The organism is Umezawaea sp. NPDC059074, assembly GCF_042738955.1.
Taxonomy (GTDB): domain Bacteria; phylum Actinomycetota; class Actinomycetes; order Mycobacteriales; family Pseudonocardiaceae; genus Umezawaea.
Genome location: NZ_JBHYHC010000050.1, coordinates 45,290 through 69,002, shown reverse-complemented (window position 1 = coordinate 69,002; position 23,713 = coordinate 45,290). Strand labels below are relative to the sequence as shown.

General features: G+C 72.0%; 24 protein-coding genes. 13 read left to right on the top strand and 11 right to left on the bottom strand.

Annotated elements, in window-relative coordinates; genetic code table 11:
• From ACFWW9_RS23240 to ACFWW9_RS23215, 6 genes are all read left to right on the top strand, one after another.
• On the top strand, nt 1-571 hold a 571-nt coding region (locus ACFWW9_RS23240), incomplete at its 5' end, for an ABC transporter permease (protein ID WP_390381502.1).
• 169 nt (nt 572-740) lie between these two features.
• Nucleotides 741-1,610 (top strand): ABC transporter permease, encoded by an 870-nt coding sequence (locus ACFWW9_RS23235; RefSeq protein ID WP_390381510.1) that lies wholly within the window; start codon nt 741-743, stop codon nt 1,608-1,610.
• On the top strand, nt 1,610-2,605 hold the full coding sequence (locus ACFWW9_RS23230) for an ABC transporter permease (RefSeq protein ID WP_390381500.1): 996 nt from the start codon (nt 1,610-1,612) through the stop codon (nt 2,603-2,605). Before ACFWW9_RS23235 ends, ACFWW9_RS23230 begins: the two co-directional genes overlap by 1 nt.
• Before the next feature lie 22 nt (nt 2,606-2,627).
• Nucleotides 2,628-4,298 (top strand): ABC transporter substrate-binding protein, encoded by a 1,671-nt coding sequence (locus ACFWW9_RS23225; protein ID WP_390381497.1) that lies wholly within the window; start codon nt 2,628-2,630, stop codon nt 4,296-4,298.
• Nucleotides 4,295-5,980 (top strand): dipeptide ABC transporter ATP-binding protein, encoded by a 1,686-nt coding sequence (locus tag ACFWW9_RS23220; protein ID WP_390381494.1) that lies wholly within the window; start codon nt 4,295-4,297, stop codon nt 5,978-5,980. The genes ACFWW9_RS23225 and ACFWW9_RS23220 overlap by 4 nt, the downstream gene beginning before the upstream one ends.
• 84 nt (nt 5,981-6,064) lie before the next feature.
• The gene (locus ACFWW9_RS23215) at nt 6,065-6,625 is read left to right on the top strand and encodes an EF-hand domain-containing protein (RefSeq protein WP_390381492.1); all 561 of its coding nucleotides are present in this window, start codon (nt 6,065-6,067) and stop codon (nt 6,623-6,625) included.
• A 78-nt stretch (nt 6,626-6,703) separates the two neighbouring features.
• Here the strand turns inward: ACFWW9_RS23215 and ACFWW9_RS23210 are convergent, their stop codons facing one another.
• The 8 genes from ACFWW9_RS23210 to ACFWW9_RS23175 form a co-directional block, all read right to left on the bottom strand.
• Nucleotides 6,704-6,898 carry a ferredoxin gene (locus tag ACFWW9_RS23210; protein ID WP_390381489.1) on the bottom strand — a complete coding sequence of 65 codons (195 nt, stop codon included), beginning with the start codon at nt 6,896-6,898 and terminating at the stop codon, nt 6,704-6,706.
• A complete protein-coding gene (locus tag ACFWW9_RS23205) occupies nt 6,895-7,941 on the bottom strand; it encodes an NADH-ubiquinone oxidoreductase-F iron-sulfur binding region domain-containing protein (RefSeq protein WP_390381486.1) in 1,047 nt (348 codons plus the stop codon). Before ACFWW9_RS23205 ends, ACFWW9_RS23210 begins: the two co-directional genes overlap by 4 nt.
• A complete protein-coding gene (locus tag ACFWW9_RS23200) occupies nt 7,938-8,483 on the bottom strand; it encodes a ferric reductase-like transmembrane domain-containing protein (protein WP_390381483.1) in 546 nt (181 codons plus the stop codon). The genes ACFWW9_RS23205 and ACFWW9_RS23200 overlap by 4 nt, the downstream gene beginning before the upstream one ends.
• Nucleotides 8,483-9,391, bottom strand: coding sequence for an FAD:protein FMN transferase (locus tag ACFWW9_RS23195; RefSeq protein WP_390381480.1), 909 nt, complete (start codon nt 9,389-9,391; stop codon nt 8,483-8,485). Before ACFWW9_RS23195 ends, ACFWW9_RS23200 begins: the two co-directional genes overlap by 1 nt.
• Nucleotides 9,392-9,958: 567 nt before the next feature.
• A complete protein-coding gene (locus tag ACFWW9_RS23190; protein WP_390381477.1) occupies nt 9,959-10,336 on the bottom strand; it encodes a hypothetical protein in 378 nt (125 codons plus the stop codon).
• A 153-nt stretch (nt 10,337-10,489) separates the two neighbouring features.
• Nucleotides 10,490-10,825, bottom strand: a complete 336-nt coding sequence (locus tag ACFWW9_RS23185; protein WP_390381474.1) for a hypothetical protein — start codon at nt 10,823-10,825, stop codon at nt 10,490-10,492.
• A 242-nt stretch (nt 10,826-11,067) separates the two neighbouring features.
• Nucleotides 11,068-11,838: a putative protein N(5)-glutamine methyltransferase gene (locus ACFWW9_RS23180; RefSeq protein ID WP_390381471.1), complete on the bottom strand. Its 771-nt coding sequence runs from the start codon at nt 11,836-11,838 to the stop codon at nt 11,068-11,070.
• Between the two features lie 133 nt (nt 11,839-11,971).
• Entirely contained in the window at nt 11,972-13,420 is a 1,449-nt protein-coding gene (locus ACFWW9_RS23175) for a PLP-dependent aminotransferase family protein (RefSeq protein ID WP_390381507.1), read from the bottom strand.
• A gap of 64 nt (nt 13,421-13,484) precedes the next feature.
• Here ACFWW9_RS23175 and ACFWW9_RS23170 point away from each other — a divergent pair, with 64 nt between their 5' ends.
• A complete protein-coding gene (locus tag ACFWW9_RS23170; protein WP_390381468.1) occupies nt 13,485-14,651 on the top strand; it encodes a trans-sulfuration enzyme family protein in 1,167 nt (388 codons plus the stop codon).
• A gap of 3 nt (nt 14,652-14,654) precedes the next feature.
• On the opposite strand, the gene ACFWW9_RS23165 is transcribed toward ACFWW9_RS23170, so the two are convergent.
• A complete protein-coding gene (locus ACFWW9_RS23165) occupies nt 14,655-14,999 on the bottom strand; it encodes an STAS domain-containing protein (RefSeq protein WP_390381465.1) in 345 nt (114 codons plus the stop codon).
• A 151-nt stretch (nt 15,000-15,150) separates the two neighbouring features.
• On the opposite strand from ACFWW9_RS23165, the gene ACFWW9_RS23160 reads away from it, so the two are divergent.
• The 3 genes from ACFWW9_RS23160 to ACFWW9_RS23150 all read left to right on the top strand — a co-directional run bounded on the left by ACFWW9_RS23160 (nt 15,151) and on the right by ACFWW9_RS23150 (nt 18,323).
• The gene (locus ACFWW9_RS23160) at nt 15,151-16,224 is read left to right on the top strand and encodes an XRE family transcriptional regulator (protein ID WP_390381462.1); all 1,074 of its coding nucleotides are present in this window, start codon (nt 15,151-15,153) and stop codon (nt 16,222-16,224) included.
• Between the two features lie 121 nt (nt 16,225-16,345).
• On the top strand, nt 16,346-16,918 hold the full coding sequence (locus tag ACFWW9_RS23155) for a TetR/AcrR family transcriptional regulator (RefSeq protein ID WP_390381459.1): 573 nt from the start codon (nt 16,346-16,348) through the stop codon (nt 16,916-16,918).
• Nucleotides 16,902-18,323: a nitrilase-related carbon-nitrogen hydrolase gene (locus tag ACFWW9_RS23150; protein WP_390381456.1), complete on the top strand. Its 1,422-nt coding sequence runs from the start codon at nt 16,902-16,904 to the stop codon at nt 18,321-18,323. The genes ACFWW9_RS23155 and ACFWW9_RS23150 overlap by 17 nt, the downstream gene beginning before the upstream one ends.
• 183 nt (nt 18,324-18,506) lie before the next feature.
• Here ACFWW9_RS23150 and ACFWW9_RS23145 read toward each other — a convergent pair whose 3' ends face one another.
• Nucleotides 18,507-19,694 (bottom strand): PucR family transcriptional regulator, encoded by a 1,188-nt coding sequence (locus ACFWW9_RS23145; RefSeq protein ID WP_390381453.1) that lies wholly within the window; start codon nt 19,692-19,694, stop codon nt 18,507-18,509.
• 53 nt (nt 19,695-19,747) lie between these two features.
• Nucleotides 19,748-20,179, bottom strand: a complete 432-nt coding sequence (locus ACFWW9_RS23140; RefSeq protein ID WP_390381450.1) for an RrF2 family transcriptional regulator — start codon at nt 20,177-20,179, stop codon at nt 19,748-19,750.
• A 132-nt stretch (nt 20,180-20,311) separates the two neighbouring features.
• Here ACFWW9_RS23140 and ACFWW9_RS23135 point away from each other — a divergent pair, with 132 nt between their 5' ends.
• From ACFWW9_RS23135 to ACFWW9_RS23125, 3 genes are all read left to right on the top strand, one after another.
• Nucleotides 20,312-21,514: a globin domain-containing protein gene (locus ACFWW9_RS23135; RefSeq protein WP_390381447.1), complete on the top strand. Its 1,203-nt coding sequence runs from the start codon at nt 20,312-20,314 to the stop codon at nt 21,512-21,514.
• 119 nt (nt 21,515-21,633) lie between these two features.
• Complete coding sequence (locus tag ACFWW9_RS23130; RefSeq protein WP_390381444.1) at nt 21,634-22,866, top strand: alpha/beta hydrolase family protein; 1,233 nt, start codon at nt 21,634-21,636, stop codon at nt 22,864-22,866.
• A gap of 120 nt (nt 22,867-22,986) precedes the next feature.
• Entirely contained in the window at nt 22,987-23,682 is a 696-nt protein-coding gene (locus tag ACFWW9_RS23125; RefSeq protein ID WP_390381441.1) for an HNH endonuclease family protein, read from the top strand.
• The last annotated feature ends 31 nt before the right edge of the window (nt 23,683-23,713 follow it).

Genomic DNA, 23,713 nt, shown 5'->3' with positions numbered 1-23,713 from the left:
CCCTGTTCGCCTGCTTCCCCGCGCTGTCGCTGGCGGTGGGGAGCCGACCGGCGTGCTGGTCGCCGCCAAGGACCCGACCGACCTGCTCCCCGCGCACAACGCCGTCCGCGCGGTCGCCGCCGGGGCGACGGTGTCCGTGCTGGCGGACCGGCGGGACGACGTGCGGGACGTGGTGGACCTGCTGCTCGTGCTGGCCGCCGCGATGCTCGGCCTCACGCTGCTGATCGCCGTCGTGGGCGTCGGCACCACGGCCGCGCTGTCGGTCGCCGAACGCCGGAAGGAGGCAGGCGTGCTGCGCGCCCTGGGGTTCAGCCGGGCCGCGCTCGGCGCCACGACGGTCGCCGAGTCGGCGCTGTACGGCCTGATCGGCGGGGTGTTCGGCCTGGTCATCGGGGTGCCGCACGCGTGGCTGAGCGTGCTGGCGCTCGGCGTGGACACGCCCCTGACGGTGCCCGTGCCGCTGCTGGTCCTGATGGTCCTGCTGCTCGTCGCGCTCACCGCCGTGGCGGGTCTGCTGCCCGCCCGCAAGGCCGCGCGAGTAAGCCCGGTCACGGCCATGCGGGTCGAGTAGCGCATTCCCGATCGGGCCGATCGGGGCCGGATCTCCCACATCGTGAGAAGGGGTCCTTAGCCCTGCGAACTTGCCTATCGTGGCCGCCGTCCACCCACGGCAAGGCAGGTCAACGTTGTCAGAGAACGTCGGGGCTCCCACCCGGTCGGTCCGCGCGGCCGTGCGGGCCATGCTGCGCCGGGACCGCTGGGCGCTCGCGGGCGCGATCACGATCGCCGTCCTCGGGCTCGCCGCCGTGGCCGCGGACCTGCTCACGGCCATCAAGGGCCAGGACCCGTACAGCTACCGGACCGAGGCGCTCGACCCGCAGACCGGCGGTCCGGCGGGCGTGCTCGGCGGGGTGAGCGGCGCGCACTGGTTCGGCGTCGAACCGCTGACCGGGCGCGACCTGTTCGCCATCGTCGTGCACGGCGCGCGCACGTCGTTCCTCATCGGGTTGGCGGCCACGGTGGTCTCGGTGGTGCTGGGCGTGCTGGTCGGCGCGGGCGCCGGCTACCTCGGCGGCTGGGTCGACCGGGTCGTCACGTGGACCGCCGACGTGTTCCTCGGCTTCCCGTACCTGGTGTTCATGATCGCGCTCGGCGCGGTCGTGCCGAGCAGCGTGTCCCGGCCGCTGATGCTGATCGTGGTGATCGGGTTCTTCGGCTGGCCGTCGGTCGCCCGGATCGTGCGGGCGCAGGTGCTGACGCTGAAGAAGCGCAACTTCGTGTCCGCCGCCCGCATCCTCGGCGCGAGCCCGTGGCAGGTGTTCCGGGCCGAACTCCTGCCGAACCTGTGGGCGCCGATCATCGTCGTGGCGACGCTGTCCATCCCCGGCAAGATCGGCCTCGAAGCGGCGCTGTCGTTCCTCGGCGTCGGCATCCCGCCGCCCACCCCGAGCTGGGGCCGGGCGATCAGCACGGCCGTCGAGTGGGTGGCGACCGACCCGATGTTCCTGTTCTTCCCCGGCGGCGCGCTGTTCCTCGCGACCTGGGCGTTCACCGTCTTCGGCGACGGCCTGCGCGACGCGCTCGACCCCAAGACGGACGTGCGACGCTGATGCGCACCCTGAAGTTCGTCGCGGGACGGCTCGCGGGCACCCTGCTGGTGCTGCTGGTCGTCGTGTTCATCACCTACGTGGTCTTCTACCTCGTGCCGTCCGACCCGGCGCAGCTGTCCTGCGGCCGCCCGTGCACGGAGCAGAACTTGGCCTTGGCGCGGGAGTTCATGGGCCTGGACGACCCGGCGTGGCGGCAGTTCCTGGACTTCCTCGGCGGCATCGTCACCGGCCGCACGTTCGGCGTCGGCGCGACCTCGATCCACTGCGCCGCGCCGTGCTTCGGCTACTCGTTCCAGCAGAACGCCGACGTCGTCGTGCTGATCTCCGAACGCCTGCCGGTCACGTTCTCCCTCGGCGTCGGCGCGGCCGTCCTCTGGCTCGTCACGGGCGTCGGCGCGGGCGTGTTCTCCGCGCTGCGCCGCGGCACGGCGTGGGACCGGATCACCCTCGCGGGCTCGGTCGCCGGCGTGTCCGCGCCGGTGTACCTGGTGGGGCTGCTGGGGATCCTGGTGCTCGGGTTCACCCTCGACGTGGTGCCGGTCGGCGGCTACGTGCCGTTCGCCGAGAGCCCGGTCGACTGGGCGTGGCACCTCGTGCTGCCGTGGCTGGTGCTGGCGTTCTCGCACGCCGCGGTGTACCTCCGGCTCACCCGGTCGCAGATGTTGGAGACGCTGGGGGAGGACTACATCCGCACGGCCCGCGCGAACGGCCTGCGCGAGTCGACGGTCGTCGGCAAGCACGCGCTGCGCAACGTGCTGCTGCCGATCGTCACGGTGTTCGGCCTCGACCTCGGCGCGCTGCTCGGCGGCGCGGTCATCACCGAGCGGGTGTTCAGCCTGCCGGGCCTCGGCGGGCTGCTGATCGACGCGGTCAACCAGCGCGACCTGCCGCTGCTGCTGGGCTGCACGCTGTTCGCCGCGTTCCTGATCGTCCTGGCGAACGTCCTGGTCGACCTCTGCTACGGCGTGCTCGACCCACGAGCCCGTCTCACCTGAAATCCCTGCGGGAGAAGAGAAGATGGCGAAGCAAGTGCGGAAGTTGATCCCGGTGGCGGCGGCGGTTGTGCTGCTCGCCGCCTGCGGGGCGAACGACCCGAAGACGACCGGCGCGCAGACCGCGAAGGCCGAGCGGGGTGGCACGCTGCGCATCCTCAACGAGGGCCAGACGGTCAACTACGACCCGGCCAAGAGCGGCAGCCTGCCGATCACCTCGCTCGGGTACGTGCACCGCAGGCTCACCGGCTGGCTCAACGCCGAGGGCAAGGAGGCCTCCGTGGTCCCGGACCTCGGTGACGTCGGCAAGTCCTCCGAGGGCGGCAAGACCTGGACGTTCACCCTCAAGGACGGGCAGAAGTTCAGCGACGGCACGCCCATCCGGTCCAAGGACGTCAAGTGGGGCGTCGAGCGCACGTACGCGCCCGCCTTCTCCGGCGGTCTGGGCTACCACAAGCAGCTCCTCGTCGGCGGCGCGGACTACCGCGGGCCGTTCGAGGGCAAGAGCCTCGACTCCATCGAGACGCCGGACGACAAGACCATCGTCTTCCACCTGAACCGCCCGTACGGCGACTGGCCGTGGATCGCCAGCACCCCGGCGTTCGCGCCGGTGCCCGAGGGCAAGGGCTCCGAGCCGGACTACGGCGAGCACCCGGTCGCGTCCGGCCCCTACCAGGTCGCCGAGTACCAGCGCGGCGTGAAGGTCCGGCTGACCCGCAACGCCAACTGGGACAAGGGTTCCGACGACATCCGCGGCGGACTCCCGGACGAGGTCGTGTTCCAGCTCGGCCAGGACGCGTCCGTCGTGTCGCAGCGGCTCATCGCCGACAGCGGCGACGACAAGGAGGCGTTCGGCTCCTCGTTCGCCTCGCCCGCCCAGCTGGCCACGTTGCAGGGCAACGCCTCCGCGAAGAGCAGGCTCGTCACGTCGAAGTCCGGCGCGCTCGCCTACCTCGCGATCAACACGCAGAAGATCACGAACCCCAAGGTGCGCCAGGCGTTCCAGTACGCCGTGGACAAGACCTCGTACCAGATCGCGTCGGCGGGCAGCGCCCAGCTCGCGGGCGACGCGGCGACCACGCTGATCACCCAGGGCATCGCGGGCCGCGAGCAGTTCGACCTCTACCCGACGCAGCCCTCCGGCGACCCGGAGAAGGCCAAGCAGCTCCTCGCCGAGGGCGGGTTCCCCAACGGGCTGGAGAACCTGGACTTCGTCGTCGCCAAGAGCAACGACTACCCGACCAAGGCGCAGGCGATCCAGGCGGCGTTGGCCAAGGCGAACATCAAGGTGAACATCCGCGTGCTGGACACCGACGCGTACGAGGCCGAGACCAACCAGGCCAAGGACGCTGCCTACGACCTCACGCTCAGCTCGTGGCAGCCGGACTTCCCCAGCGCCAACGCCAACATCCAGCCCTTGTTCGCGTCCTCGGAGATCGGTGGCGGCGGGTACAACATCTCCCGCTACAACAACCCGGACGTGGACAAGCTGATCGAGGCCGCGCAGAGCGAGGTCGACCCGGCCGCCGCCGCCAAGAAGTGGGCCGAGCTGGACAAGAAGATCCTCGCCGACTCGCCGGTCGTGCCGCTGATCTACACGCGGAACTCGTTCCTGCACGGCTCGAAGGTGGCGAACTTCTTCATCGCCGACTTCCCGTCGTACCCGAACTACCTCCAGGCCGGTATCGCCAAGTGACGTCGCCACTCCTGCGCCTGGAGGACGTCTCCGTGGCGTTCGACGCCCCCGCCGCCAGCGAGGTCAGCTACTCGCTGGCGGCGGGGGAGGTGCTAGCCGTCGTCGGCGAGTCGGGCTCCGGCAAGACGGTGACCGCGATGTCGCTGCTGGGCCTGCTGCCCGGCACGGCCACGGTCACCGGCCGGGCCCTGCTCGGCGGGCGCGACCTGTTCACGCTGTCCGCCAACGACCTGCGGGCCGTGCGCGGCGGCGAGGTCGGCATGGTGTTCCAGGAGCCGATGACCGCGCTCAACCCGGTGTTCCGGATCGGCGACCAGCTCGCCGAGGTCGTCCGGGCGCACGGGAACCGCACCGCGGCACAGGCGAGGGAGCGCACGGCGGAGTTGCTGTCGCTGGTGGGACTGCCCGCGACGGCCCGCCGGAAGTACCCGCACGAGCTGTCCGGCGGCCAGTTGCAGCGGGTGGTGATCGCGATGGCGGTGGCGAACGAGCCGTCGCTGCTGATCGCCGACGAGCCGACGACCGCGCTCGACGTGACCGTGCAGGCGGAGATCCTGGAGCTGCTGCGGGACCTGCGCGGGCGGCTCGACGCGGCGATCCTGCTGATCACCCACGACATGGGCGTGGTGGCGGACCTGGCCGACCAGGTCGTTGTCATGCACGACGGCCGCGTGGTCGAACAGGGGACCGTGGCGGAGGTTTTCTCGACCCCGCGACAGGAGTACACGCGCGAACTGCTGGCGTCGGTGATCTCGTTGAGCACCCCGCCGCCCGCCGACCTGCCCGAGGCCGTCGAGGTCTCGCCCGGCGTGGTGGCGCGGGGTACGCACGTGGCCGTCACGACCTCGCGCTCCGCGCCGGACGAGCCCGGCGACGACCCGGTGCTCGTGCTGCGCGACCTTTCCGTGTCCTACGGCCGTTTCCGGGCGGTCGACGGCGTCGGCCTGCACGTCGGTCGTGGTGAAGTCCTCGGCCTGGTGGGGGAGTCGGGGTCGGGCAAGAGCAGCATCGCGGGCGCGGTCACCGGGTTGACCGCGGCGAGCGGCGGCGTGGTCAGCCTGGCCGGGCACGACCTCGCGCGGCTGCGCGGCAAGGCGCTCAAGCAGGCCCGCGGCCGGATCGGGATGGTGTTCCAGGACCCGGCGTCCTCGCTGAACCCCCGCGCCACGATCGCCCGCAGCGTCGCGTCCCCGTTGCTGCTGCACGGTTCCCTGCGCGGGGCCGCGCTGACCGCGAAGGTCGACGAGCTGCTCGACGCCGTCCAGCTGTCGCCCTCGCTGCGCGAGCGGTACCCGCACGAGCTGTCCGGCGGCCAGCGGCAGCGGGTCGGCATCGCGCGGGCCATCGCGCTGGACCCGGACCTGCTCATCGCCGATGAGCCGACCAGCGCGCTCGACGTGTCGGTGCAGGCCCGCGTGCTGGAGCTGTTCCGGACGTTGCAGACCGAGCTGCGGTTCGCCTGCCTGTTCATCAGCCACGACCTCGCCGTGGTCGAGCGGCTCGCGGACCGGGTCGCGGTGCTGCACCAAGGGCGGGTCGTCGAGACCGGGCCCGCGGCCGACGTGCTCACCGAGCCGCTGCACCCGTACACGCGGCGGCTGCTGGCGGCGGCCCCGGTCGCGGACCCCGCTCGGCAGCGTGAGCGGCGGGCGAGCTGGCTCGCGCTCGGGCACTCGGAGTAATGATCGGCGTCACCTGGTCGTGTAGTCGGTCGAACCCGAGTGGCCAATTGTCGTAGTGGGGCGCAGGGGGTTGCCTTGGGTGCCATGGCGAGCGAGTTCCAGAGACGCAAGGTCGCGGTCGTGTTCGGGGCGATGGACACCGACGGCGACGGGTACCTGACCGAGTCCGACTTCACCGAGCTGACCATGAGGTGGACCGAGCTGCGCCGGGCCGCGCCCGGCACGCGCGACCACGCCCGGCTGTCGGCGATCATGATGGGCTGGTGGCACACCCTGCTCGCCGTGTCCGACCAGGACCGCGACGGCAAGGTGACGCCCGAGGAGGTGCTGATCGTCGTGGACCGGCTGCCCGCGATGCTGGACGTCGTCACGGACACCGCGCGGGCCATGTTCGAGGCCATCGACGAGAACGCCGACAACGAGATCACCGCGGGCGAGTACCGCCAGCTCATCGAGGCGTGGACCGGCCGCAAGGCCGACACCGACGACGTGTTCGCCCGCCTCGACCGAGACGGCGACGGCCGCCTCACCCAGGAGGAGTTCACCCTCCTGTGGGCCGAGTTCTGGGCGGGCGACGACCCCGAGGCCCCCGGCACGTGGGTCTTCGGCGACTTCGAACTACCCGCCCTGTCCGACCACCGCTGAGCAGGGCTTCCTGGTTCGGGCTGGGCGAGGTGCCCTGTCCGAACCACCGCTGAGCGGACTCCCCTCCTGGTTCGGGGGTCAGGTGGGGGTGGTGAGGCGCAGCGCCAGCGCCGGGCACGCGGCGGCGGCCCGGCGAGCCTCGGCGATCAGGTGACCGGGCAACGGCCCGAGCAGCGGATAACCCCATTCGTCCAGGTCCACGACTTCCGGCAGCAGTTCGGCGCACAGCCCGTGCGCCCGGCAGGCGATGGGGTCGACGCGCAACGCGGTCACGCGATCCTCCTCGACGAGTCGACGCAGCCCGCACCGGCGGCGTGGGCGGCGACATCGGCGGCGAACACGTCCAACGCACTGGCGGCCATCCGAACCGCACCATCCGGATGCGCGCACGCCCCACGCCCGGTGACGACCGGCAACCTCCGCCGGAGCCGCTGCAACGCCTGCCCCGGCACCCCCGCGGCCAACTCGGCAAAATCCGCCGCGATAGCCGGAAGCCCGAACATGCAGGGCCCGCACTGCCGCGCCGACGCAGAGGCCAGGTAGCCGAGGATCCGCGCGGTGTCCTCCACCCCACAGCCCTGCGGAGTCCGGAACACCGCGACCCCAGGCGCTTCGGCCACGGTCACGTCACCCGTTCGCGCGCCCGACAACCACACCCCGCCGTACCCACCCGCGAGCACCGGCCCGGCCACCAGATCGGCTACCCGAGTAGTCACGGGCACCTCGTACACCCCACTCGGCGTCGTCACCAGGGTCGTCTCCCCGTCCCGGAACGCCGCAGCCCCGATCCGCGCCACAACAGCCAACTGCGCCAACGTCTCCACGTTGTCCACCAGCATCCCGCGCTCGGTGGGCCGAGGCGGCGTCACAGTCGGTTTCGCCTGCCCACCACCGAGAAAACTCACCAACGCCGACTCCTCACTGGCCACATACCGCCGAGGCACCTCGACCACCCGAATGCCCACAGCGTCCGGCCGCTCCAACGCCCGCAACACGGACCCCAACACCGGACTGCCCTCATGCAGGCACAACACGGCCTCACGAGCGCCGATCGCGTGACACGCCAACAAAATCCCGTCAACCACAAGATGCGGAGCCCGCCCCAACAACACCTCGTCCTTGCGACTGTCAGGCTCACCCTCACACCCGTTGGCGACAACCGTCCTCTTACGCCCCACAACAGCCTGAAGCTTGCGCCCGGTCGGAAAACCCCCACCCCCACGACCACGCAACCCGGACGCCACCACCTCCGCGACCAGCACCCCAGGAGCCGGGAAGACCAACGGCACCACCGACCCACCGTCCAACACCCTCATCGCACACCCACCCGCGCCACCGTGTCCGGATGCGTCCGCCGAGCCCGCCACACCAACGCGCCCAACACCGCCGCGAGGCACACCGCGTCCACCACCCACACCCACCACAGATCAGTACCCATCCCCAGCCCGTGCACGAGCGCGACCGGCCAACACGCGTAAGCCAGCCAATGCACCGCCCGCCACACCTCCGGCCGAATCCGAGCCCGCAGCAAACTGGTCACCACGAGAGCCACCAGCACATCCACCGCGACCGCACCCAACCCGAGCCAGAACGGCTGGTACCCGGCCACAAACGGCACCACCACGTCAATCCACCCGATCGACACATACCCGTCCACGACCGCAGTGACGATGTGCACCGCGAGAAACACCACCGTCAACAACGACAGGTTCCGGTGCAACAACGCGATCGTGAACCGAGGCCAAGCGACCGTCGCGTGCCGACCACTGGTGAGCAACCCCAACACGAACGTCCCGGTGAGCAACACCAACGCCAACAACCCACCGGCCCGACTGGCGAACCACAACGACTCCCCCATCACGCCACCAACCGAACCCGCTCAGCGGGCCACCCACCAACCACAACCACCTCACCGGAGGCAGACACCAACCGCGCGGGCAACCCCCGAACCGCCAACCACTCCGGAGCCCCACGCCCCAACACAATTGAGGCCGTGGCAGCAGTATTGGCATCCACACAGTTGGCGGCAGCAACCGTCACAGTCCGCCACACCACCTCAGCGGCAAGCCCAGTACGCGGATCCACAATGTGGTGCTGCGCAACACCATCCCGCACCCACGCCCGCTGCGTAGTACTGGACGTAGCCAACCCACCACGCCGCACAGAGACAACCACCTCCGGCCGCGCAACAGCCGTCCGATGGTCATCCCCGATCGCGACCCGCCACCCATCCTCGGGCACCCGCCCAGCCACAGCCACATCACCACCAAGCGACACCAACACCCCGCAGTCGAGCATCGCCGCAATGGCCCGAGCCGCACGATCAGCAGCCAAAGCCTTGGCGGTAGCACCCAGATCCAACTCGACACCGTGCGGCAGCAACACATCCCCACGCTCAAGATCAAGCGACACCCAATGCCACCCAGGAACCCGCTGCGGCACCAACGGCCCATCCACGATCGAACCAAAATCCCGGTCGTACCCGAGCGCCCGCACAGCAGCACCAACGGTCGGATCCACCAACCCATCGGTCAACCGAGCAGCCCGCAACGCCACAGCCAACGCCGAAGCAAGCACCGGCCCAACAGCCACAGCCCGCCCAGCGTTCCAGTGCAACCGGGACACCTCGGAGTCTTCCCGAAACCGACTACAGGCCCGATCCACATCATCAAGCACAACCCGCAACACCCGCTCGGCCTCACCAGCCCGCTCAGTAACAGCAAGCACAGCCGTAGTGCCCCACACAGGAAACTCCACGACGTCCATCAAGACCCACCGGACCCAACATGCCCACGACCGGACCCCTGCTGCGGCACAGAATCCGGCGCCTGCAACGAATCCCCGGAACTATCCCCAGCCCCGGTGGAGGTACTAGCCGAGGTGTCGGACGACTGCACCCCCGCCGCACCCGTCGCAAACACCACCCCGAACAGAGCAGCAAGCACAGCGGAACCAGCGGCAACCCACGCGGTCACCCACCCGACCCGCCGCTTCCCGTCCTCCCGACGGCCAATCCTGACTTGGGTGTCGCTCATCCGGACGTTCCTCTCCTAGTCCCCACCGATACTCAGCGGGATTCCTAAGAGAGAGCTGTGCGTCCCTTGTGAACGCCCAAAGCAGGCACCAAGACGGACACACGCAACCCAGGCGACACCAAACGGACGCACGCAACTCGGGCAGCACCCAGACTGAGGGCCTCACCCCGATCCTGAGCGCCCTTCGTGCTCTTCCGTCTTTGTCAAGGCGTCTTTCCAGCCTTGACAAAGACGGAAGAGCATCGAAATAATTGCGCGATCGGGGTGAAGCCCTACCCCCGCGACCTACCTCAAACGGTCAAGCACACACCGCATCAGCCGGAATGTCCCCGTACTCGTTCCCCACCAGGTACACCGCGCTGACGTACTTGTTCACCCCGTCCCCACGCTCCAACTTCACCCACCGATCGTTGGTGATCCCGAAGTCGGTGATCTCCTCCCCGTGCACCCAGCACGAGGCGGTGTTGGTCTTCCCAGCCGCCATCAACGGAAACTCCGCGTCCACACCACAAGACGTAGCCGCGCACGACCGCACATTCGCGTCATGCCACGTGGTCACCCGGTAGAACCAACTCTTCGCAGCCACCTCGCCCGAGGGCGCGGCCACAGCAACAGCCCCACCACCCAACAACCCGGCCACGACAAGCCCCAAGGCCAAGACGATCCTCACGAGCAACTCCTCACCGGCGAGCCCAAGCCCGCCCCCAGTAGACCGACGGTGCCGATCTCCAAGGGGCACGCCCCAGCGCCCCAGCAGGTTGCCCCGAAAAGCCTCGGAAACGACCGGATGCCGCACCCCACGGGAGGGGTGCGGCATCCGGGTGACGTGCTACCGACCTGCCCTGTCGGTCCACATCAATCGCAGCGCGACGCACAGGCCGATGAGCATCAGCACGCCGGTCGCGCCGAAAGCCGTCACGATCACCGCGGCCAGCCCGCCAAAGCCGGCCAGGAGGGCGACCGCCTGCGGACGAACGCGGCGACGCGTCCGGACCACTGGCCGCGTTTCGACGCGCGGCTCGGGTATCCGGACGGCCGCACGAGCGGGCAGCGTGGCGACGGTTTCGAAGGTCGACACGCCGTGGTCGTGCAGGGTGATGGTTCTCCGCACAGGTCGCTCGCGGTTGTCGGGTAATTCGCTCGACAACGGTGCCCGATCGATCATGGCGGCAATACTGCACCACCTCGTCCGGCCAAATCCATCCGAAATCGGGGTTTGTCGACGAGCGGTTGTCGAATCGAGCCAAGCGGCCCAATGCTGTTAAGACGGAATAGTGCCCGCGCAGAATAACCGCAGGTCACGACCCTGTCGCACGTGCAAAATGCACGTGCATCGGTGTGTGCATCGGGCCGTGCCGAAGTATCCGGCATTTGTCGGTGCAACAATTGCCCGGAATGGGACACCGCTCACACGGGCATAACGCCGACGACCACGGTCGCACCCAGTTCCTCCGACGCCACCACCCGCGCCACCATCCCGGCACCGGTGACAGCGGCCGCCGTGAGCACCGCCTGCCCCGCACTCGTCTCGATGAGCAGGCACCCACCAGGCCCAAGCCACCGAGGCGCCTCGGCCGCGACCCGACGCTGGACCGCCAGCCCATCCCCGCCACCGTCCAGCGCCACCAACGGCTCGTGGTCACGCGCCTCCGGCGGCATCATCGCGATGGCCTCGGTCGGCACGTAAGGCGCGTTGACGACGAGCACGTCGACCCGCCCGCGCAGCCGCTCCGGCAGCGGCGCGTAGAGGTCCCCCTCGTACACCCGGTCACCGGGGAGGTTGCGACGCGCGCAGCGCACCGCCGCCGGGTCGACGTCGGCGGCGTGCAGGTCGATCCCCTCGACGAGGGTCGCCAGCACCGCCCCGACCGCGCCGGACCCGCAGCACAGGTCGACCACGACCGCGCCGGGACGGGCGAGCGCGGCGGCCTGGTCGACCAGGAACGCGGTCCGCTGCCGGGGGACGAACACGCCGGGGTCGACCAGGATCCGCAGGCCGTGGAACTCGGCCCAGCCGAGCACCTGCTCCAGCGGCAGGCCGTCGACGCGGCGGTCGACCATCGCGGCCAGTTCGGCGGGCGAACCGGCCGCCTCGACGAGCAGCCGGGCCTCGTCCTCGGCGAAGACGCAGCCGACGGCGCGCAGCCTGGACACGATGGCGGGAAGGGTGAGGAGCATGGGGGAGGAGCCTTTCGGGGGAGCCGAAGGGGCGCTCTCCCGCGTCAGCGGACCACGCGGTGGGAGAGCACCCGACCTGGACGAGCGGTCATGGGGTCCCACCTCCTCGGTCGACGGCCGAACGAGGAGGAAGCTACACGACGATCGCGTGCACCGAGGCCGGGGCCGGGCCGCCCGTGCGCCGGTAGGCGTCCCACGCCAGCGCGAGCCGCGCCACGGCGTCGTCGATCTCCTCGGCCGGCGCGGTGAACGGGATCCGCAGCCGGTCGGCGCTCCCGCCCGCCGGGTCCAGCGCCGCGCCGGGCAGCACGGCCACGCCGTGGCGCAGCGCGACCTGGGCGAACGCCGACGCGTCCCCGCGCGGCAGCCGGACCCACAGGCACTGGCCGCCGTCGGCGCGCTCGAAGTCCCACTCCGGCACGGAGTCCGCGAGCCCGGCGCACAGGTGGTCGTGCCTGCGCCGCAGCTCCGCGCCCCGCCGCCGCACCAGGTCGTCGAGCCGGGGGAGCAGTTCCACCACGGCGAGCTGTTCGAGCACGGCGCTGCCCAGGTCGTGGATCGCCTTGAGCCGGGCCAGTTGCGCGATCTCGCCCTCGGACGCGCGCACCCAGCCGGTGCGCAACCCGCCCCACACCGCCTTGGTGACCGACCCGACCGTGAGCGCGGGCCCGAACGCCGCCAGCCCCGGAGCGGTCGACCCGTCGAACGACAGGCCCGCGAGCACCTCGTCGTCGATCAGCGGCACCCCGTGCGCGGCGGCGACCTCCACCAGCCGCCGCCGGGTGAGCGCGGACAGCGTCGTGCCGGTCGGGTTGTGGTTGCTGGGGTTGAGGTAGGCGATCCGCGGCCGGTCGGCCAGCGCGCGCGTCCACGCCGTCACGTCGTCGCCCGGCACCGGTTTGACCACGGCGGCGGCGTCGCGGAACAGCTCCAGCGCGCCGGGGTAGGTCGGGCCCTGCACCAGCACGACGTCACCAGGGCCGACGAACAGCCGGGTGAGCAGGGCGAGCGCCTGCTGCCCGCCCGTGGTCACCAGGATCTGCTCCGGCGTCGTCGGGACCCCGCGCGCGGTGTACCGCTCGGCGAGCGCGGACCGCAGCGCCGGGTGCCCCGTGGGGTGGTAGCCGATGTCGCCGCTGTCCGGGCCCGGCAACCGGGTCAGCGCCCGGCAGAACGCCTCGGCCAGCTCCGGCGGCGGGCCGTGCGGGGCGGTGCAGGCCAACGAGATCACGCCCGCGACCGGCTCCAGGTAGTTGACGAACATCGGGTTCGCCAGCGGCAGCGCGCCCGGCCACGAGCCGGACAGCACGGCGGGCGCGACCCACGTGCCGCGGCCCTGGTGGCGTTCGAGCTTGTGCTCCTGGCGCAGCCGGTCGTACGCGGCGACGACGGTCGTGCGGCCGACGGCCAGCCGGTCCGCGAGCACGCGGTCCGGGGGCAGGGCGGCCCGCGGCGGGAGCTGGCCGGAGTCGATCAGCTCGCGCAGGCGTTCGGCGAGCAGCAGGTACAGCGGGCCCCGGCTGACCGACCACCGGCCCAGTTGCGCGACCAGCCGGTCGACCGGCCACGGGATTGGCTCCATCACCAAACCAATCTAGCCGGAATTGGCGCTGTCCGGACCCGGCCGCGGCCCGAAGGCTGAGGTCATGCGCCCGTTCACCCGTGCCGTCCACGTCCCCGTCCCGCCGCTGCCGAACTCCCGACCGATCAGCGTGCCGATCTACCAGGCGTCCAACTTCGCGTTCGACGACCCCGACGCGCTCGCCGAGGCGCTGGGAGCGCCGGACAACGGCTTCGTCTACACCAGGTACGCCAACCCGACCGTGCGGGCGCTGGAGGACCAGCTGGCCCGGCTGGAAGGGGGCGTGGCGGCGGTGTGCACCGCCTCGGGCACCGGCGCGATCAGCGGGGTGCTGCTGGCGACGCTGCGCTCCGGCGACCACGTGCTCGCGCAGAACTGCCTGTACGGCGGCACGTACGCGATGCTCAACGACCTGTCGGCCCGCTTCGGCGTCGAGGTCACCTACCTGGAGGGCGACGACCCCGCTGAGGTCGCCGCGGCCGTCCGCCCGACCACGCGGCTGCTCTACCTGGAGACCATCGCCAACCCGGTGACCAAGGTCGTGGACCTGCCCGCGTTCCTCGCGGCGGGCAAGGCCGCGGGGCTGCTCACGGTGGTGGACAACACCTTCGCGACGCCGCTGCTGTGCAGGCCGATCGAGCACGGCGCGGACGTGGTCGTGCACTCGGCCACCAAGTACCTCGGCGGGCACTCGGACGTGACCGGCGGCGCGCTGGTGTTCGCCGATGACGCGCGCTACCGCCAGGTGTGGCACCACGTGATGGAACTCGGGGCCACGGCGGACCCGTTCGCCGCCTGGCTGACGATCCGCGGCGTCCAGACGTTGCCGCTGCGGATGCGCCAGCACTGCGCCAACGCCGCCGTGCTCGCCGACCGGCTGGCGGAGCACCCGGCCGTGGCGTCGGTGCGCTGGCCGGGCCGCGCCGACCACCCCGACCACGGGGTGGCGCGCGGGCACCTGTCGGACTTCGGCGGGATGCTGGTGTTCGACCTCGTCGGCGGCCGCGAGGCGGGCCGGGCCCTCACGAAGGGCGTGCGGCTGGCGAAGCTGGCGGCGTCGCTCGGCGGCGTGGAGACCACGCTGGTGCACCCGGCCAGTTCGACCCACCGCCAGATGGACGCCGACGCCCTGCTCGCGGCGGGCATCGGGGAGGGCACCGTGCGCCTCTCCGCGGGCATCGAGGACGTGGAAGACGTGTGGGAGGACCTGGACCAGGCCCTCCCCTTGTGACGGCTACCCGGCCACCCGGACCAGCGCGTCCTCCAGGGACGCGCTGCGCGGGAGGAAGTCCTCCAGGTCGGACAGGGTCAGCACCCTGACCACGGCGGGTGACGGGACCAGGTGCGGCCTGCCGCCCTGGCCCCGCGCCAGCAGCAGGCACGCGAGGCCCGCGGAGGCGAAGAACGTCACCCCGCTCAGATCGATGACCAGCGGTTCCGGTCGGTCCGCCGCTCCGATGAGGCGGAACTCCAATTCGGGTGCGGTGTCGAGGTCGACCTCTCCCACGACTGTCACGACCGTGGCTCCTGCGACCTGCCGCACGCGGACGGAAAAATCCTCGTCTGTCGCTCTCTGCACCCAGTCCAGGGTAACCACGCGGGCCGCCGCCCGCATGCCCCGACCAGGTACTCGACCGTCACGCACCGGGTTCGACCAGGGGCCTTGACGTGCGCGGACACCCGGTGGGCCGGTGGGTCGGCACCGGTTCCGGGGTAGCGTTCCCCACACCATGACGACCCCCATCGAGCAGTGGCTCGCCGTGCGAGCGCACCTCACCCAGCACCGCCACGCCCTCGCCGTGCGGGCCGCCGACGAGTACCCGGAGACCCCCACGGTGGCGGGCACGCCGCTGCTCACGGACCCGCGGTGGATGCCCTCCGCGCCGGTGCCGCTGGCCGACATCGCGCTGCGCCACCACCCGGACCGCGCGTTCCGCGGCGTGGACGGCACGGTCGGCTTGGTGCTGCCCCCCGGAGCGGCGACCTACTCGGCGGCGATGGCGGCGCACGCGTCACCCTCCGTGTTCACCAACCGGACCACCTACCGGTTGCTGGCCGTCGACCTGGCCGTGCCGCGCCTCGACTTCGGCGACGGCCACTACTTCGACGGCATCGACGTCGGCGAGGCCTGCGCGCACGAGTACGCGGCCCGCGAACTCGGCCAGAGCGAGGCCCTGCCGTTGCGCACGGCCGTCGGCGACCCGTGCGACCCGGCCCGGCGGCCGACGAACGTGGCCATCAGCACGCTGACCCTGCGGTTGGACCGGACGACCGGCGCGGCCACCTTCTACCTGCACTGGCGCGACCCGAAGAAGGTCGGCCACGCGGGCGGGCTCTACCAGGTGCTGCCGGTGGGCGTCTTCCAGGCCGCCGGCGACCAACCGTGGAACCTCGAGAACGACTTCTCGTTGTGGCGCAACACGATCCGCGAGTTCGCCGAGGAACTCCTGGGCACGTCGGAGGACCACGGGGCCGACCGCGCCCCGATCGACTACGCGGCCTGGCCGTTCGCGGCCCGCCTGACCGCCGCGCTCGGCGACGGCGTCCGCATGTCGTACCTGGGCATGGGCGTCGACCCGCTCACGTTCGCCACCGACATGCTCACCGTCGCCGTGATCGACGCGCCGCTGTTCGACGAGCTGTTCACGGACCTGGTGTCGCACAACGACGAGGGCCGCGTGCTGGAGGCGCAACCGTTCACCGCCGCGACCGTGCACCGGTTCGTGCACGAGGAACCCACGCAGGCCGCAGGCGCTGCCCTGCTCGCGCTGGCGTGGCAGCACCGGGAAGCGTTGCTGGCCTAGGGGTGCCGGACGACAGGACGACCGCGTGGCGGGCGAGCCCGCGGTGCACGTCGCGCGGCAGTTCCAGCTCGTCGGCACGAAGTAGGTATACGCCGTATACATCGACGTGTACGGTGTATACATGGCTTCCGTCACCGGCGACCGCATCGCCGCGATCGCGCACGACCTCCTGCTGGCCGAGGGCTCGGCCGCCGTCACCATGCGGCGGGTCGCGACCGCCGCCGGGCTGACTCCGATGGCGATCTACCGGCACTTCCCCAACCGCGAGAGCCTCCTGGACTCGGTGGCCGCGACCTGCTTCGACGACCTGGCCCGGACCTGGGGCGAGCGCGACTGGTCGGCGGACTTCCAGCGGCAGTTGGACGAGGCGCTGGACCTCTACCTGGACTTCGCTCTGGGGCAGCCGCACGTGTACACGTTCCTGTTCACCGAGCAACGCGCCGGAGCGCGGCGGTTCCCGGACGACACCGCGTCTTCTCCGACGCTGTCCGTGCTCGTCGCCGCCCTCACCTCCGGGATGGACGCGGGCATCCTGCGCCGGGACGACGTGGGGGAGGTGGCGCTGGTCATCTCGGCCACCCTGCACGGCCTGGTCCAGTTGCACGCGGGCGGCAGGTTGGCGTTGCCGGACGCCGAGTTCCGGGCGCTGTGCCGGACGGCGTTGGGGAGAGTGCTCGATGGCGTTCGCGCTTAGGGCCGCGGCGGTCCCGGCGACCGCGCTCCTGTACTTCTTCGGCACCGGCCCGCACCCAATCCCGTGGCTGACCTGGGTGGCCCCGCTGCCGCTCCTGCTGCTCGCGCCACGGGTCCCGGCGAGCGTCGCCGCCGTCGCCGCGTTCGCCGCGTACGCGCTGGGCGGCGCGAACGTGTGGCACTACTACGCGGTCGACCTGGAACTGCCCGTGCCGCTGCTGGCGATCCCGTTCGTCGGGTTCCCGCTGCTGCTCACCGGGATCGTGCTGCTGTTCCGCGCGGTCCTGCTGCGGGGCAACGGCTTCCTGGCCGCCGCGGTGTTCCCCGCCGGGGTCGCCGCCGCGGAGCACCTGGTCAGCGTCGCGACCCCGGCGGGGGCGAACTGGAGCCTCGCGCCGACGCAGGCCGACCTGCTCCCGGTGCTCCAGGTCGCCTCGCTGACCGGCGGCTGGGGCGTCAGCTTCCTGGTGTCGCTGCTGCCCGCCGTGCTCGCCGTCGCCCGGCCGCGGGTGGTCGTGGCAGGCGCGCTGGTCCTGGGGCTGGCGGTCGGGTTCGGCGTGGCACGGCTGGCGGTCGACCTCCCGTCCTCGCCCCGGATCACGCTGCTCTCGGCGCGCACCGACCGCGACGAGGTCCCGGTGGACAGCCCCGCGGGCCGCGCGCTCGTGGCGGCGTACGTGGACTGGCTGCGGACGGCCCCGGACGACGGCACGAAGATCGTCGTGCTGCCGGAGAAGGGTTTCCTGGTCGCCGACCCGGCGCTGCTCGACCCGCTGGCGGAGGCGGCCCGCGCCAGGGGCGTCACGGTCGTGGTCGGCGCGGTGGAGGGCGGCTACAACACCGCGTTCGCCCTGTCGGAGCGGACGGTGGTCTACCGCAAGCACCACCTCGTGCCCGGCCTGGAGGACCACCTGAGGGCGGGCACGGACCTGGCGTTCGCGCCGAACCCGCGGATCGGCCTCGCCATCTGCGCCGACCTCGGCCACCCGGAGTTCGGCCGCGCCTACGGCCGGGCCGGGGTCGGCCTGCTCCTGGTGCCCGCGCTGGACTTCACCGTCGACGCGTGGTCGCAGAGCCGGGTCCAACTGCTGCGCGGCGTGGAGAGCGGCTTCTCCGTGGCCCGCTCGGCGCGCTTGGGCTACCTGACCCTCAGCGACCACACCGGCCGGGTCGTGGCGCAGGCGGCGACCGGCTCGGCGACGCCGTTCACGTCCGTGAGCGGGTCGCTGCCGATGCCGTCCGGTGGCACGCCCTACACGCGCTGGGGCGACTGGTTCGCCTGGCTGTGCCTGGTCGTGGTCGGGGCGGGCGTGGTGTCGAGCAGCCTGCGCAGCGCTTCGTCCGAAAAGGACGGTGCGGGCTCGCGCGGGGGTTCGGGGCGGTGGAACAGGCGCGTCAACGCGTAGTGGCGCACGGCGCACGTGCCGACGAGCAGCGCCACGACGATCAGGATCGGGACGACCGACGCCGTCGGCGGTATTCCGGGCGGCCAGTGCCAGTGCAGGTGTCTCACGGGTCCTCCAGGCGGCGGTGGTGTTGATCCATCCTGGCGTGGAGCGGCCCGTGCGGGCAGGCTGTCGGCGGGCAGGCTAGCGCGGCCCCTCCTTGCCGGTGCCCGGCAAAGTGGCGGCGGGCCAGCCGAGGAGCTTCGCGCCCAGCACGGCCACCTGGAGGGCGAACCCCTGCTCGGTGTCGTCGGCCGAGTAGCCGGTCAGCGTCCTGATCCGGTGCAGGCGGTAGGTGACCGTGCGGACGCCGACCCGGAGCTCGCGGGCGGTGACCGTGGCGACCCGGCCGCTGGCGAAGTACGCGGAGAGCGTGTCCAGCAGCGGCCGCGGTCCCGACCTGGCCTCGCGCAACGGCTCCAGCACCACCGACACCAGCTCGGCCAGCGCCGCCGAATCCCGCAGGAGCACCTGGTAGACCAGCAGGTCGGCGGCCTTGTGCACCCGGCCGGGCAGGTCGAGCAGCCCGGCGATCTCCACCGCGTGCCTCGCCTGCTCGTACGACCGCACCGCGCCGCCCGGCCCCGACTGCGCCCGCCCGATCCCGGCCCGCCAGCCGACGTCGGGGTCGACGGCCGTCCCGACCTGCCGCGCGAACTCGTCGGCGGCCCCCGCCAGCCCCTCGGGCACGACGCACACCAGCAGGCCGTCCTTGGTCGTCACGAGCACGTCGCGCGAGCCGAGCCGGTGGTGCAGCGCCGTCTCGACTTGCCGGGCGACGTCACCCCCGTCGATGAACGGCTCGTCCGCCCCGACCACCGCCACCACGTGGCTCGCGGCCAGCCGCAGCCCGTACCGCTCCGCCCGTTCGGCGAGCTGCCCCAGGTTCCGGCCGTCCAGCAGGTCGTCCACGAACTCCCGGCGGAACGACTCCTCCTGCCGCACGGACCACCGCTGCGCCTGCTCGTAGCCCTCGGCCAGCTCCACCACGGTCGCGTCGGCCGCGCGGAACACCGCCTCCCCGACGGCCCGGAACGCGTCGGTGCCGCCGGCCGCGCCGACCCCCGGCAGCGACGGCCACGCCAGCCACGTGGCGGTCAGGTAGAGGTCGATCAGGTCCCGCAGCGCCACGCCCAGTTCGGCCGCCCGCCCGCCGACGGCGTGCCGCAGCCGCTTCTGGTCCTCGCCGATCCGCTGCCCTGTCACGCTGATCGCCGCGAGCACCTCCAGGTACCCGTCCAGCAGCTCGGCGGGCGCCCCGCGCGCGTCCCGACTGGCCCGCGCGGCGATCCCCGCCACGTCCACCGACGACCTGCGCTTCTTCACGGCCATGGCCGGAAGTCTGCCGTCCGACCCCGCCGTTCACCGGCGATTCGGCGTGATGATCATCGCTTCGGGGCGGTCAGCTGGTGCAGCACCGGCCCGGTGGGCCGCTCGACGAGCCCGCGCAGCGGGATCGCGTCCAGTTCCGCCAGGAACGCCTCCTGCGCGCGCCGCAACGCGCCCCGCAGCCGGCAGGCCCCGCGCAACGGGCACGGCGGGTCCTCGCAGTCGACGACCTCGCCGTCGCCCTCGAAGTCCCGCACGACCTGCCCGACGGACCAGTCCAGCGCCTCCGGCGCGATCCGCAGCCCGCCCGCCCGGCCCCGCACGGTGTGCAGCAGCCCCGCGTGCGCCAGCCGTTGCACGACCTTCGCCAGGTGGTTGCGCGGCACGTCCAGCGCGGCGGCCAGCTCGTCGACCGTGCTCTGCTCGTCCTGCACCGCGGTCAGCATGAGCACGCGCAGCGCGATGTCCGTTGCCCGTGTCAGCCGCATGACCGGACCTTAGCAAACCGGTGGATACCTCTTTGTCGACCAAGTAGTCCTGATCACGTTGGCAGGGGCCGGCTTTAAAGAGGTATCGCTGATACGTTTTTAACCAGTACTCGATCACTGGAGGTCCCCTCGATGCTCGCTCCCGACTCCGTCCTCGTCATCCGCGCCACCGCCGACACCGTCGTGCGCCACGGGGTCGAGATCACCGGCCGCTTCTACGACCGGATGTTCGAGGCGCACCCGGAACTGCTGGAGCTGTTCAACCGGGGCAACCAGGCGAACGGGGAGCAGCGGCAGGCGCTCGCGATGTCCGTGGCCGCCGTCGCCGCGCACTTCGCCGGGATCAAACCCGTGCCGCTCGCGTCGATCGTCGGCCGCATCGCCCACAAGCACGCGTCCCTCGGCGTCACGCCGAGCCAGTACGTCGTGGTGGGCCGCCACCTCATGGCCGCCATCGGCGAGGTGCTCGGCGACGCGGCGACCCCCGACGTGGTGGCCGCGTGGGACGAGGTGTTCTGGCTGTTCGCCTGCCTGCTGGTGGCCGAGGAGTCGCGCCTGTACGAGCGCGCGGGCAGCTCGTTCAGCCGTCCCCTCACCCCGCACACCGTCACCGGGGTCCACCGCGAGACCGACGACGTGACCTCGTTCCTGCTCGAACCCGAGTCCCGCGTCCGCCCGCACAGCCCCGGCCAGTACGTCAGCGTGGCCGTCGAGCTGCCCGGCCTCGGCAGGCAGATCCGCCAGTACACCGTCAGCTCGGCACCCGGCGAACCCCTGCGCGTCACCGTGAAGCGGCACCGCGCGGGCGGCGACCGCCCCGCGGGACTGGTGTCCACGCACCTGCACGACGTCGTCCGGGTCGGCGACCGCCTCCAGGTCAGCCCGCCGTTCGGCGACCTCGCCCTCCCGGCGGGCGACGGACCCCTGCTGCTGGCCAGCGCGGGCGTGGGCGCGACCCCCGTCGTGGCGGCACTGCGCCACCTCGCCGCCGCGGGCACGCCCCGCCCGATCACCGTCGTGCACGCCGACCGGACCCCTGACACCCACCCGTTGCGCGCCGACCTGCTCGACGCCGTGGACAGCCTGCCCGACGCGTCCCTCGTCCTCTGGTACGAGCGCGACGGTGGTCCGGGCACCCACGCCGGTCTCGTCGACCCCGCCCTGATCCCCGTCGACCCGGACACCCACGCCCTGCTGTGCGGCCCGCTGCCGTTCATGCGCACGGTCCGCCGCGCCCTGCTGGACGGCGGCGTCCGCGCCGACCGCGTCCAGTACGAGGTCTTCGGCCCGGACGCCTGGCTCGGCGCCGACGCCCCGAGTCATACCGCTTCCTGACCCCCCGTCCCCCGCGCGGGGGACGGAGGACGAGCCGCGCGAACGACGCTCGCGCGGCCTCCCCGAGGGCAGCATGACGACCGGGCGGCGCACGGCCGCCCGTGACGGGGGTGTCCACAATGCACAGACGAACGATCGCCGCCGGACTGGCGATCGCCACCGCCCTGGTCGCCGCGCCGCCCGCGTCGGCGGCCGGGGCGCGGATCGCGCTGCCGGAGCTGAGCGGGCCGTACCCGGTGGGGACGACCGAGCTGCACCTGGTCGACCCGGACCGCGCCGATCCGTGGGTCCCCGGTACCCGCCGCGAGGTGATGACCACGATCACCTACCCGGCGGCGGGCCCCGGCCCGCGAGCGCCGTGGCTGACGCCGGGCATGGCCGTCGCCGTGGACGCGGTGACGTCGAGCCCGGTCTTCTTCGACGTGCCGAGGGGATCGGTCGACTGGGGCGCGACCCGCCGCCAGGCCCGCACGGGAGCGGCGGTCGACCGGCGGCGCGGCGACTGGCCCGTGGTGCTGTTCTCGCCCGGTCTCGGTTCGGCGCGCGAGCTGAACGCCGGTCTCACCGACGACCTGGCCAGCCGCGGGTACGTCGTCGTGTCGCTGTCGCACACCCACGAGTCGGCGGCCGTCGAGTTCCCCGGCGGCCGGGTGGAGCCCTCGCTGCTGGACGACAGCGATCCCACCGCCATGAAGACCGCGATCGACGCGCGGGTCGCGGACACCCGGTTCGTGCTGGACCAGCTGGCCCGGCTGGACCGCGGCGACAACCCGGACGCCGAGCACCACCCCGTGCCGCGCGGCTTGGCGGGCGCGCTGGACCTGTCGCGCGTCGGCATGTTCGGCCACTCCTACGGCGGCTTCACTGCGGGGGAGACGATGGTCCAGGACCGGCGCATCGACGCGGGCGTCAACGTCGACGGCGCCATGCGCTCCGGCGCGGACCAGCCGGGCGAGGTCGTCCGGCAAGGCCTGGACCGCCCGTTCCTGCTGATGGGCACCGACTTCGTCGACCCCGAGACCGGGGTGAAGATCGAGCACTCCCACCTCGACCGCGCCCTCGACCCGACGTGGGCCGACTTCTGGCCGCACCAACGGGGCTGGAAGCGGGACGTCCACTTGGACGGCGGCACGCACTACGGCTTCACCGACCTCCAGATCGCCGTCCCCCAACTGACGTCCCTGCTGCCACCGGCCAAGCGCGTCGAACTGGTCGGCACGATCTCCCCGACCCGCTCGCTGGCCGCCCAGCACGACTACCTCGCCGCCTACTTCGACCTGCACCTCAAAGGCCGCCCCACCCGCCTGTTCGACGGCCCGTCCCCCCGCCACCCGGACGTGCGGCTGCTCTGACGGTCCACAGTGGACGTTAGGCCGAATGGCCCATTTTCGGCGCTGGCAAGGGAATTCGAGGTTGGCCGGGGCCTCCGGCGGGTACCAGCTGATCGACATGGTGACCCACTGGAGGCCCCGATGACCCGGCGCACCGCCGCAGCGTTGACCGCGTTGGCGTTCCTGCTGGCGGGGTGCGACCCGCTGGACGTCGGAGCCGCTCCGGCCGGGGGCTCCGGCGCCGCCGTCACGGTGGACCGCGTGCCCGAGGGAACCCCGGACGCCGCCACCGCCAAGACCGAACTCGCCCAACTGCCCGAAGGCGGGCTCGGCAAGATGGACGGCTACGAGCGCGACTGCGGCAACGGCGCGGGCTGCGTCTTCGGCCAGCCGTGGCTCGACGTGGACGGCGACGGCTGCGACCAGCGCAACCAGGTCCTCGCCCGCGACATGACCGACGTCGTCCGCAAGGAAGGCCGGTGCTCGGTCACCTCCGGCACGCTGCTCGACCCGTACACCGGCGACACGCTGACCAGCACGTCGAAGATCCAGATCGACCACGTCGTCCCGCTGGCGGAGATGTGGCGCAGCGGCGCGGCCGCGTGGACGCCCGAACGCCGCGCGGCGGCGGCCAACGACCTCAACAACCTGATCGCGGTGACCGGCAAGGTCAACCAGTCCAAGGGCGACAAGACCCCGGACGAGTGGATGCCGCCGAACCCCGCGTACGCCTGCTCCTACGCCAGGGTCTACGTCGGCGTGAAGACCGAGTACGGGATGAGCGTGCGGCCCGAGGAGCGTGCGGCGCTGGACAAGTCGCTGGCCACCTGCGGTTGACGCCGCTCATGCAGGGGGCGCATGGACTTCC